Raw genomic sequence first — 12,780 nt, 5'->3', positions numbered from 1 at the left:
TTCGTTATATTTACATTATATTGCTGTTCTCCGTCATTTCTACTATTTAAAGTGTATTAGAGTATTAGATTTCTAAGGAATCTATAGTCTTTATGTACTTTATGTATTCTATGGATTATTCGTTACGAATATACTCCATTAAAGACCTAATTAATGTACAGAAAATACCCCTGTACATTTAAGGTTGAGAAGGTAAAAGTTGTAGGATGACGGAGGAACAGGTTCAATAGTATAATTATGACTGTGGAAAGCGGAATACATAATCAAAAAAAATAAAATTTTTTTTGAAACAGACGCAACTTTTTGGACCCATGCTACGTCTAATTGGGTGAGTATGAAACAAAGGGGTACAAAAGCGTAAAGACAAAATTCGCTAAAAAAAATCTTTACTGCATTGTTATCACATTGTATAATACTGGAGTACGTCATAAATGGACGCTTTCTTTCAACTAGATTCCAAGCTTCTGTGATATTGTCACAGATATCATTTTATAAGGGTTCTCATAAAGCTCGGAAAGGAGGTGTAACGACTGATGAGTGACAAGATCCGACAAAAAGACAAAAATAATATTTCTGTTTATATTCAAGGAGGAGAAAAAAAGGTTATGACAAAGTTTAACAAAAAAATGATCAACGTGCTGGCAACAGCAACATTGGTTGCTGGTGTAGCAGCTCCAATCGCAGCATTGACTGCACCAACTGCTATCCATGCATCTTCCAGCTACACATCTCTAAATACTCCTACAATTGATGCCAATGCTAAATTGTATGTGAAAGATAGTGTAGGTACATTTGATGGCAGAGTAAAAGTAGTAATTAGTAAAGCATCCCTTCAAAACAATTCTTCTTTTACTGTGACTTTGCCTAAAGGCTTCGAGTTTGATAACTCAAAAGCTGATAAAACTGTTGGCGTTATTGGTACCACTGTTAATGACATTAAAACTGGAAGTGTTAGCGACGCTACTTACGGTTTGGGTGTGTATGCAGACTTTGATGGCAACACTGGCCTTAAAGTTGACGCACAACCTTTGTACAATGGTACTAACAGAGTAAACTCTGCAAAAATCAGTGTTTCTGGTGGAACTAACCTGAGTGATGATGTTACTCTTTACCTGAACTTCAGCAAAATTAATGTAACTGGACCAAGCAATGGACCAGTTAAAGCAACAATTGATGCTGCTTCCAACAGTGGTTTGACTAGTGGTGAAGTAGTGATTGCGAATGTGGTTTCTTCTGGTCAAATCTCTTTGGCTGCTAAAGATACTGTTTCCAACACTGACAACTTTACTTTCACTTTGAATGTTAAAGAACAAACGGCTGGATCACTGAAAACAGGAAACATTAAATTGAAACTGCCAAGTGGTTTCAAATGGAACGCTCCTGACTTCACAAACACTCAATTCTTGTATGGTGGTGCTGGTGTCAAAGTAATTCCTTCTGTAGATGGCGACACTTTGACTTTGTCCACAGATAAATCTACTACCGAACAAAGTGCTATTAATCTCCCATTGAGCTTCTACGTTGATGATGAGACTAACACTAAAGAAGGCGATGTAGTAGCTAATATTTCTGGTAATGCTACTACTGACGTTAGCTCCCTTGTAGTAGGTAGCTATGGTCAAATCGGTGGTGGTGTATCTGTAGCTACACCAACAACAATCCTTGCTGGTCATGACGAGCAAAAAATCGGTGACTTGGTTGTTAAAGAAGCTGTAGCTGGTTCTTTTGTAGAAGGACGTACAGTAACTTTGCGTTTGCCAGAAGGTGCTCGTTGGCAGTCTACTTTTGACAAAGCTGATCCTGCTAAAAACGAATTTAGTGGATCTCTTGAATACGCAAATGGTTTCAGTGGAGTAGATGTTACTTATACCGATTCCGACAAACGTACTTTGAGATTGACTTACAAAGGAAGCAAAACAACTAATGACCCAGGTAAACTGACTTTGAAAAACTTCGAAGTTGCTACTCAACCAGGTTTCTCCGGAGATCTGAATGTTGAAGTTGCTGGTAGCCAAGGTCTGAATGGTACTGTTAAGGTTGCAACTGTGAAACAAGCAGTTACTTTGGCTGCTGCTTCCAAACCAACCCTGACAATCGGTCTGGGAGATCAGCAAATTGGTGATATCACAATCACTGAAGCTGCTAAAGAAGCTTTGACAAAAGACGGAAACCGTGAAGTAGTTCTGGAATTGCCTGTTGGCGTTCGCTTTGCTTCTACTCCAGATGTGAAAGTTACAACTGGTGATGCTAAGATCAAGAGCGTATCTACAGATACTTACGGCGATAGCAACAAAGGTCGTTTGACTTTCTACGTTGATAGCGAAAGCACAACTCCAAGTACAATCACAATTTCAGCTCCTAAGCTGACTGTTGACCGTACTGTAGCTCAAGGCGATATCGTTGCTAAACTGAAAGGTAGTGCTGTTTCTTACACTGCGTACAAAGGTAGCAGTGTAACTCAAAACTGGAAAGACAATAATACGTCTGCTGCTGAAACAGCAATCGCAACTATTGGAACTCCAGCTCCAGGTGCTACTAAAACTAAAGCTGTCTTCACACTGGGAAGCACTTCTTACACTGTGAACGGCGAAACTAAAACAGCTGATGTAGCTGCTTATGCTCAAAACGGACGTACTTACTTGCCAGTACGTTATGCAGCTGAAGCTTTGGGTGTATCCCCACAAAACATCCTGTTTGACAAAGCAACTTCCACAGTTACTCTGATCAAGGGTGACACTGTTGCTCAAATCAAATTGAACACTAACCTGTTGACTGTTAACGGTACTGTGATTCGCATGGACGTTAAAGCTGTAACTAACAAAAACCGTACTGTACTGCCAATTTCTTGGGTTGGTAAAGCGCTGAATGCATCCATCAACTATGATGCAACTGCTAAAACAGTAACTGTTGAAAACAACAACTAATTTAAGAGCAACTCTTTTGAGTTAACTGAATTAGATGAGAAGAGGGTTCCTTTTGGAGCCCTTTTCTTTTATTAGTCTTATTGACAAAGGAGAGAAATTATGAAACGTTTTGCAGTGGCCGTACTAACCACATTGGTTCTTACTTCTACGTTTGCTAATCTTGCAGGAGCTCAGTCAGGTGATATAAAGGTTATTATTAACGGTGTAACTCAGCAATATACACAGTCTCCGATAGTCAGTCAAAATACAACCCTAGTGCCTCTTCGTGGTGTTTTTGAAAGCTTGGGAGCGCAAGTAGAGTGGGACAGCAAAGCCAAAAAAGTAATAGCATCTAAAAATGATGATACATTAACTTTAAATATTGGTTCTAAACTTGCCTATAAAAACAGTAATCCTGTACAGCTCGATGCGGCAACTCAAATTCAAAAGGGTCAAGTGCTCGTTCCTTTACGTTTTGTGAGCCAATCATTAGGCGCCAAAGTAAATTGGGATCAAGCTACACGAACAGTGACCATTTCGAATCAAGCTAATGGGAGCGTCACTGACACTAATAGCTTGTCCAGTAAGCCACTCACAGCCCCTGTAACCAAAGTTACTTATGATACCTACTATAATGATTCCTTAAGTTATGATGACGCAGTTAAATTGGCTATTGTTGATAGCACTTCAATCAAAACAGTTGAAACAAGTATTGATCAGGCTGGGAAAATTATGAAAGAAGCGGGTAAGAATATTGACTTTGTTCCCGCTGAGGCAGGTGTTGAAGCACTAGATAAAGCTTACAAAGGTTATGCCCAAACGAACCTTAATTATGAAGCAGCTAAAAAGAACCTGGAACTGACCAAAGAAGGTATTGAATATAACGTGAAGGATCTATACAATAAACTCCTTCAAAAACAAAATGCGGTTAAACTGGCAGCATTGAATATTGAAGATGCAGAGCGAAAACTTAAAGTTGCGCAAATCAAGAGAGATAATCAAATGTCGAGTGATTATGAAGTTACCCAAGCGACCAATCAGTTGACTCAAAATCAAGCAGCTTTGGATAAAGCTAAAAAAGATTTGGATAGTGCATATGTATCTTTAAATCAATTGATTGGCTACAAACCAGAGCAACGTTATGAATTGAAGGATAAGCCTGTATATTCTGAATTTAAAGATAATGTAGAGACAAAAGTAAGCCAAGTACTCACTAGCAGCACTGCCATTTGGTTGAGTGAGCAAAAAGTGGATTTGGCTGAACTGAGTTTGAAGCTTTATAACTTTAGCACTCCAGGAAATACCCCTTATGAAGCTGAACAACTTAATGTTGAAAAGGCTCAGTATGCTACAGAAGGCACAAAGAGACAATTGGAAGAAGCTGTGAGAACAATTTATAACAACATCAAAGCATTGGAAAGTCAGTACTCACAGATTCAAGCCGGTTTGGTGAGTGCAAGAAGTGCGGCTGATATGGCTAAAAAGCAGTTTGATGTTGGATTGGCTACAGAGCTTCAGGTTTACGAGGCTAATTTGAAAGTGACTACCGCTGAACAACAAGCGGAAGATATTGTTTCAAGTATTGATACTTTGAAGCTGGCTTTCAATAAGCCATGGGCTATGCAAGGTTCTGCTGGAGCAAGTGCGCAATAATTTAAGCTTACCTATACTTGTTATAACCTGCAGTAGGAGGTCTTCATGAAATCACGCTATAAAGTATCGTTGGCTGCTGTTTTACTTGGAGGAGGAATTGTGGCTGGCTCTTTGATGAACAATTCAGTCAATGGAGCCTCCAGTTCTGGACAACCTGGAACAGCTGATGATCCAGTCGTAACCAAAAGCTATGTCGATCAAAAAATTGCTCAAGCCATCAAAGGTGGGGGAAGTGCAAGCAGTATTAGTAGTAAAACAACTAGCTCAACTGCTCCAGCAACAAACACCACTACTTCTAATACAACCTCGTCTTCAGGAACCTCTAATGCAACTAAAAGTTCAACGGTGGAGCAGACAGAGGCTTTGAAGGTTGTTGATGTAAAGCCTGGTCAGAAACTAATTGCTAAAGCTGGAGCAGAATTTATTTTACGTAATGGAAATGCTGTTGTGTATAGCATGGATGCCAGTGGTGCTATTGATATTACTTCTGGAACTGAAATTGTTCATAACCAGGCTGTCGAAAAAAATCATTTATTATCGTTTCCTAGAGAAGGAAGAGGTATTCAAGTAAAAGAAGGCCAAAAGTATGGCTTAGTCGTTATGGTACGTGGCGGCTATACTGTTCAATAACTGGGGTCTATCTCTTTTTAAGGTACTCTTTTTCTTAAATCCTGCTTGGGATAGCAAATTGTTCTTGGCTAAGTTGACTTTAAACACTGCACACTAACTTCATGAAAAATAATTCATTGAGTGGAGGGTGCATACAATGGCGTCGAGAGGTCAAAGACGATTAATTCCTGAAAGCCGTGCCAGGTTAGATGATTTGAAGTATGAAATTGCTGCCGAGTTTGGGTTGCCTGTTTATAATCCTCAATATGCACATATACATCCGAATGCTGACAGTGAATTTGCTACAGAATTGGGAGAGTTTACGAGGAGTCAAAATGTAGCGTGGCGCGATTTAACTTCAAGACAAAATGGCTCCGTTGGTGGAGAGATTACTAAAAGATTGATACAATCCGCTGAACGTAGCTTATCTGAATTTGGTACATTATAAATTGTAATTATTGATACAGATTTTAAACAAATAGTAGGTAAACACTGGAGATATTTACATGTGGATCCAAATGGTTCGCATGTAAACTCACTTCATTTTCGAATTTTGTTATTTGGATGACATGAATTGACACCTTGTTATAAATAGGATATCATGGCATTTGAGGCTTGTACGCAACCTTTTCCTACCGGAAAAGGTTCATTTTTTGTTAATCAGGTGTAAAAGATATCTTCCGTCATTTGTTGGGTTGAAGGTAACTGAATAATGCCATGCCATGTTAGGATTTATTAAAAATCCTCATGTATTTTAATTGTGGGAGGTTGAAATTCATGTCTGTAAAAGGTCGTCATTTGTTCACGTCCGAGTCTGTAACAGAAGGCCATCCGGATAAAATTTGTGATCAGATATCCGATGCTGTATTGGACGCCTTTTTGGCTAATGACCCTAATGCACGGGTAGCATGTGAAGTATCGGTAGCTACCGGTCTTGTTCTCGTCATTGGTGAAATCAGCTCCAAATCGGAATACGTGGATATTCCATCCATTGTTCGTAATACGATTAAGGAAATTGGTTATACACGTGCAAAATACGGTTTTGACTATAATACTTGCGCTGTATTGACTTCTTTGAATGAACAGTCGCCAGACATTGCTCAAGGGGTTAACGCTGCCCTGGAAAGCCGTGATCCTGCTGAAGTAGATAAGGAAACAGAAAACATTGGGGCTGGGGACCAAGGATTAATGTTCGGTTTTGCTACGAACGAAACACCTGAGCTAATGCCTCTTCCTATCGCTATGTCTCACCGTATTGCACGACGCTTGTCTGAAGTGCGTAAGGATGGAACACTGAATTACCTTCGTCCAGATGGTAAAACTCAAGTAACGGTAGAATATGAAAACGGCAAACCTGTCCGTATCGATGCCATTGTGGTTTCCACGCAGCATGCAGAAGATACTACTTTGGAGCAAATTCAAGCAGATATCAAAGAGAAGGTCATTTTGCCAGTGGTTCCTGCTGAATTGCTGGACGAGCAAACCAAGTACTACATTAATCCGACAGGGCGCTTTGTTATCGGTGGTCCTCAAGGGGATGCAGGTCTGACAGGCCGTAAAATTATTGTAGATACGTATGGTGGTTATGCACGTCATGGTGGGGGAGCATTCTCAGGTAAAGATCCAACTAAAGTAGACCGTTCTGCTGCTTATGCTGCTCGTTATGTAGCGAAAAACCTTGTGGCAGCTGGATTGGCTGACAAGGTTGAAATACAGCTTGCTTATGCAATCGGTGTAGCTACGCCTGTTTCGATTAACGTCGATACATACGGCACAGGGAAAGTCAGTGATGAAAAACTCGTTGAATTGATCCGAAATAACTTCGATCTTCGCCCAGCAGGCATCATTCGCATGTTGGATCTGCGTCGTCCAATCTACAAGCAAACAGCTGCCTACGGCCACTTTGGACGCACAGATCTGGATGTACCATGGGAGAGTGTAGATAAAGCGGAAATTCTGAGAGAGCAAGCGGGGTTATAATCCTCGTAGGTCATCAGAATAACGCATTAACCTAAAAAGACTGTTCATGCTATGCATGAGACAGTCTTTTTTTGATATGCTTTGCTATTAACTATGAACTTGCCACGGTGTACTTAATTTCGCTCCACTATTCGGATATCGGTGCGAGACCCAATAAATTTCTGAGTAAATGACATATCTTCTGTACTTCCTTATATTGCTCCAAATACGCAAAAAGAGCTTTTAAGAGACCTTTCTGAGGGTTCGATTTCAGAGCCTCTTCCTTTAATTGAGCGTAAATTTGCTGACACTCCTGTTTCTCCTCTGAGCTCCACGAAGACAGCAGTATACTGTCTTCCAGGGAGTGGAGAAGGCCGTTAATTTGACGACCTTGGTCAAAGGGATTACTTAAAGCGCTCTCGGGTAACCAGCCTTTCTTGCTCCAAAACAAATGTGGAGCGGGATCAGCACTGCTCAGGCTGGTTGCGAAGGAACTGGATAAGAAGATGATAAACTGTGTTAGATGCTCAATCGTTTCATCATTCATTCGATCGGCAAAGAAGCGAATATATTCAAACACAATGCTTTTCAGCACAAAGGTTATATCCCATGCATGATCTTCAATGCCTGGTCCAAAAATATCAATCAGGCAGTCGCGAACCCATTTGTATAATTTGTATTCATGCTGTTCAAACGCACCATTGAGTTGTTCATTTTGAAAAATAAGCATGGAAGGCTCAGGAAGATCCATCATGAGATACACTTTGTTTTCAACAAGATTTTTCAAGTAGAGTACAATAAAACCGTGCAGCTTATCGTGTTTAGATAGGTCAGGTTTACTGTAGAGAGCTCGGATGTCTTGTTCAATATTGTTTTCCAAAATGATACACATTTCCAAAGGCAATTCTTCTTTCCCTTGAAAATATTTATAGAAGGATGCTTTTGCCATCCCGCTTTCTTTGGCGATTTCCTCAACAGATGTCGAATAATAGCCTTTTCTGGAGAACAGCCGAATGGCCGCCTGTAAAATATCATTTTTTTTACTTTCCATACATACTTCCCTCCAGGAACCAACTCGACAGCATGCGAATTTACCACTTCATACATTACAAAGATTGGTCACGTGTAATTTCTGTGTGCTGCTGTTTTTTGAGTTGTCGGTGTATCTTGTACTTGGCCATAATCATATACAAGGATGGCACCACAAACAAAGTTAACAAGGCCGAAAATAACAAACCGAAAATGACGGTGAACGCCAGTGGCTTAAAGAGCAGGCTCCCTAATAGTGCTAATGGAATCATACCTACAATGGCAGCCAGGGAAGTCAACAAAATCGGTCTGAAGCGAGCAGCGGCGGCTTGTATTACGGCTTCCCTTAACTCCACTCCTTCATGTCTTGCATCCTCGATAAATTCAATTAAGACAATCCCGTTCCGTACCACAATACCCGCAAGTGCGATAATTCCCATGATACTCATAAAACCGATGGGCATACCAGTTAGAAAAATACCAATAATCCCGCCGGCAGCTGCTAGGTACACGGTCGTCATAATAATAATAGGAATGGAGAGTGAATAAAACTGCATCGTGATCAAGAGTAAAATGAGTAAGACTACAACAATCGCCAGCTTCCCTAAATCTCCGAATATGGTGGACTGATCGGATGTTTCACCGCCTACCTCCCATTTATAGCCTTCAGGGAACTTCATTTGTGCCAGTTTGCCTTCCACATCTACCATGGCTTCACTTGCAGTTCTTCCATTCAAGTCAGCTTCGACCGTAATCGTCCGCTCCATATTGTAATGCTTGATTTGCTGAATAGCAAATGACGGTTTAATCTGTACAAGCTGGTTTAATGGAATTTGCTTGCCAGCTGCATTCACTACACTTAATTGTTGGAAAAGCTTACTTGGCTCCTCGTTACTGTGATTCAAATACATTTTGATATCTACCAGACTGCTTCCCGTATCGAATTGACTGACTTGAGCTCCTTCTTTTAACAGAAGAAGGGTACGAGTCAAATCTGTGTAGCTTACTAGATACTGATCCATGGCTTGTTTGTTGACCTCAAGCTCGAGGGCATATCGTTCAATTCCTATGTCATCTACGATGCCCGTTGTGCCCTCAACTGTCGCGATCTGCTCCTTTGCTTTTTGGGCAAGGGTTTGCAGTTCATTCAGATCCTGACCTGAGATACGAATAGAAACGGGTTTACCTACTGGAATCCCAAGACGGGGAACATACATGGTAACCGTAACGCCAGGGTAGGATTTCTTAACATGTTGTTCCCAAGCATCAACTGTCGAATTGAGATCGAATACGTTCTCTTTTCCGACAACAGCAATCTGACCTACGGTTTCGTTATAACTGATAGTTCCACCCGCACTATTAATGTCACTAAACAGTTGGGGGGCAGTCCCACCTGCACTGTAAACGACCTTGGAAGTTTCGGGTTGCTTCTTAATCCAGCCTGCAAGATCTTTAACGACCTGGTCGGTTTCCGCAATGGAAGTGCCTACAGGCATTTTTACATTTAATGCAACATGAGGATCTTCAGATTCAGGGAAAAGCTCAACCGATGTAAAGGGAACTAATCCATAAGCGGCTGTTCCAAGCATGAGTCCAACCATAGCCGTCAGCAAGGGACGCTGAATGACTTTAGGCATCAGCTTTTGTGAATAAAGCTTGTTTAAAGAGTGAATCTGCTGACCGAGCAAGCCTACTGGTTTAGATTTCCTCTGAGGATGACGAGTCTGTCTGCGTTTCTCATACCACTCTCGAAAAATAGGGATGATCGTGAGAGACATGATCATAGAAGCTAACATGGCCAGAGAAACAATGGTGGGAATGGGTCTAATAAAGGCACCTACATTTCCGGGCAGAAACAACAATGGAGCAAAGGCAGAGATCGTGGCCAATGTTGCAATCAAAATAGATAGCATGACCTCTTTGGTACCTTTTATAGCTGCAACGGAGGGTGGCTCTCCTAATTCCGTAAGTCTGCGCTCAATATTATCGTTTACCACTACAGCGTCATCCACGAGTATGCCGAGTACAATGATCAGACCGACAACGGAAATCTGATTTAGAGTAATGCCGAACATAGGTAAAAAGATAACGGCAATCGAAACCGAAATAGGGATTGCCAGCGCGACAAAAGCTGAGGTGAGTAAATTCAAGCCCAACATACAAACAAGAATAACCGCTGCAATGGCCAGAATCGTTTCACGCTTTAAGTCGTCAAAGATATGGCTTACCTGATCCTTTTGTGCAAAGAGAGTCTGTAAGTGAACACCCGCAGGGAGTGTTTTCTCCAGCTCTTTGAGCTTGGTACTGACCTTTTCGCTCATAGAGGGGATGTCTGTGCCTGTTTCCGCTCCAATACTTAGCGTAATTGCCGGTTTACCCTCTACATAAGCGAAATATTCTGCCTCAGGATGTGCCAGCTCAGTTGTACCGATATCTCTTAAGTAAACAGGGTTACCCTCTTTTGTACGTGTCAAAATGACCTGATTTAATTCGTCAGCTTTTTCAGTCTCACGAACAATGAGTTGATAGGTACGTCCGTTGTATTCAATATTACCAGTAGGAACCCGATCGATCTGAGATTGAATTGCTTTTGCCACTTGTCCCCACGACAACTGATATTGCTGGAGCTTCTGGTTGTCGATATGGACACGTACTTCTTGATCGGGAAGACCATTGAATTTGACACTGGATACGCCGGAAATTGTATTAAGTTGATCTTTCCAGGTGGTGGTCAAATCATTTAGTTTATACAGTGGGGCAGATGAGTCGGCAGTCAGGGCATAAGAGCCGATAAACGAGCTGGTTAGCTTGTCATTTATAACAGGCACTTCAGCGCCTTGAGGAAGATCAGCTTGTGCATCCTGCACTTTTTTACGCATATTATCCCAAACCGTTTGAGGATCGACTCCATTTTTGGATTCGATTAAAATAGAAGAGAATCCGTTCCCAGAAGTCGAATTAATCGTTTTAACACCCTCAACCTCCTTGATACGTTTCTCCAGCTCTTTAGTTACGGTTTGTTCTACTTTTTGTGGTGAAGCGCCGGGATAGACGGTTGTGACCGTAGCATTCTGTATGGTCACATCGGGCATTTCCTGCTGTGGTAACTGGAAAAACCCAAAAGTTCCAACTACAATCAGCATGACAAAAAACAGCAATGTTATTTTTCGTTTTTTTACGATGTACTCAATCATGGACGTCCGCCTTCCTCCGACTGAATCGCATTTCCATCAAATAGGGATTCTGCCCCTTTAATGACAATACGTTCTCCTTCACGAAGCCCGGATACAATTTGCAATTGATTATCTACAACCTGATTGCCAAGCTCCACAGGGGTTCTAACCGCTTTTCCTTGAACATCTTTGAAAATAAAAGGCTTGCTTCCCGTATTGATGACTGCTTCAGCAGGCACAAGAATACCATTCTTGTCTGTCACCTGATGCGCAGCTTTGATGACCTGGCCGGGTAACCAGTCTCGCTGTGGATTGGCAATGACAATCTCTACGTTAACCCTCCCTGTATCGGTGCTGGTTGAAGGATAGACGTTGGACACCGTACCCTGACGAGTTTCTTCATAGAGCGCCACCTTTACCTGTTGTCCCTTTTTCCAATCCTTAATTTCACTGTCTGGTACGGGAAGGAGTACTTTAAGGCGGTCGATGGAGCCTATGCGATAGACGGCTTGGCCCGACGCGACCAAATCACCTGTATTCACGATTTTGTCTAGGATTACGCCGTTCACAGGAGAAGTTAAACGGGTGCGTGATAGTGCCAGCTCTGCCTGATCCTTGGCAACAAGGGCCTTCTCGTAGTTGGCACGTGCTTGTTTTTGGGAAGCCTCTGCTTGTTCGCTGGCTGCAAGAGCTTTAGTTTTACCTGCTATCGCATCCTGAAAGGAAGCTTGGACAGATTGATGCTCTTCGGCTGTGGCTCCTTCCAGCAAAAGAGATAAGGAAGCTTTCGCTTGCTCCAGATTTTGAAGAGCAGTGGTAGCGTTCAGGCGGGCGTTCTCGTTATCCGACGCGGTAGCTGCCCCCGCCTCAAACAGCTTTTGTGTCCGCTCGCTATCCGTCTTGGCCTTGTTATAGGCGCTTTGTGCCTTATCGACAGTGGTTTGAGCTTGCTGTTTTTCCTGAGCGCGCGCACCCTTGTTGACCTTGCTAACATTTGCACGAGCATTCGCAATACCAGCATCGGCAGATTGAATCGCAGAGGTAGCTGCCTGTAAGTTAGCCTGTGCGTTATCTATACCGGCTAGAGCTTCTTGGATAGAGGCTGTAGCCTGTGCAACCTGTAGCCTGTAGTCGGCGTCATCGAGACGGGCAATGGTTGTACCTTTTTGGACAAGAGTTCCAGTCGTGATTTCTGCGCTAGCGACGGTACCTCCGTTTTGAAAGGCTAGTGTACGTTCCTCATAGGCCTGAAGGGTACCTGACAAGTCATAGGCGGTATGGAGTGGTGTGTTTTTGACGACTGTAGTGCGCACAACGGTCGGCTGTGCGGATGAACCTGAAGCTGCATCTTTTTTTCCGGTAGAGCATCCGGTGATGGCGAGGCTCAGTGATAAGGTGAGTATGATGATGGCCCGTTGTTTATTCATGATTATCCATCCTTCCGATAGGGTCAT

At 42.2% G+C, this 12,780-nt stretch carries 8 protein-coding genes; 5 read left to right on the top strand and 3 right to left on the bottom strand.

What is annotated here, in order from left to right; translation table 11 throughout:
* Positions 1-533: 533 nt before the first annotated feature.
* The 5 genes from ACU1JV_RS21545 to metK all read left to right on the top strand — a co-directional run bounded on the left by ACU1JV_RS21545 (position 534) and on the right by metK (position 7,145).
* Positions 534-2,924: a copper amine oxidase N-terminal domain-containing protein gene (locus ACU1JV_RS21545; RefSeq protein WP_413987108.1), complete on the top strand. Its 2,391-nt coding sequence runs from the start codon at positions 534-536 to the stop codon at positions 2,922-2,924.
* 99 nt (positions 2,925-3,023) lie between these two features.
* Positions 3,024-4,556, top strand: a complete 1,533-nt coding sequence (locus ACU1JV_RS21540) for a stalk domain-containing protein (RefSeq protein ID WP_413987107.1) — start codon at positions 3,024-3,026, stop codon at positions 4,554-4,556.
* A 45-nt stretch (positions 4,557-4,601) separates the two neighbouring features.
* Positions 4,602-5,186 (top strand): hypothetical protein, encoded by a 585-nt coding sequence (locus tag ACU1JV_RS21535; RefSeq protein WP_058710883.1) that lies wholly within the window; start codon positions 4,602-4,604, stop codon positions 5,184-5,186.
* Between the two features lie 136 nt (positions 5,187-5,322).
* The gene (locus ACU1JV_RS21530) at positions 5,323-5,613 is read left to right on the top strand and encodes a small, acid-soluble spore protein, alpha/beta type (protein ID WP_413987106.1); all 291 of its coding nucleotides are present in this window, start codon (positions 5,323-5,325) and stop codon (positions 5,611-5,613) included.
* 329 nt (positions 5,614-5,942) lie between these two features.
* Complete coding sequence (gene metK / locus ACU1JV_RS21525) at positions 5,943-7,145, top strand: methionine adenosyltransferase (protein ID WP_013373407.1); 1,203 nt, start codon at positions 5,943-5,945, stop codon at positions 7,143-7,145.
* 127 nt (positions 7,146-7,272) lie between these two features.
* Here metK and ACU1JV_RS21520 read toward each other — a convergent pair whose 3' ends face one another.
* Genes ACU1JV_RS21520 through ACU1JV_RS21510 form a run of 3 tightly spaced genes read right to left on the bottom strand, consistent with a single transcriptional unit; the run spans position 7,273 to position 12,753 of the window.
* On the bottom strand, positions 7,273-8,175 hold the full coding sequence (locus tag ACU1JV_RS21520) for a TetR/AcrR family transcriptional regulator (protein ID WP_413987105.1): 903 nt from the start codon (positions 8,173-8,175) through the stop codon (positions 7,273-7,275).
* Between the two features lie 55 nt (positions 8,176-8,230).
* On the bottom strand, positions 8,231-11,347 hold the full coding sequence (locus tag ACU1JV_RS21515; protein ID WP_413987104.1) for an efflux RND transporter permease subunit: 3,117 nt from the start codon (positions 11,345-11,347) through the stop codon (positions 8,231-8,233).
* A complete protein-coding gene (locus ACU1JV_RS21510) occupies positions 11,344-12,753 on the bottom strand; it encodes an efflux RND transporter periplasmic adaptor subunit (RefSeq protein ID WP_413987103.1) in 1,410 nt (469 codons plus the stop codon). Before ACU1JV_RS21510 ends, ACU1JV_RS21515 begins: the two co-directional genes overlap by 4 nt.
* Positions 12,754-12,780: the final 27 nt, after the last annotated feature.

The sequence above is a fragment of the Paenibacillus sp. T2-29 genome (assembly GCF_052921365.1).
Note: the sequence above shows the minus strand (reverse complement) of the source record. Positions and strands in the feature narration are given on the sequence as shown.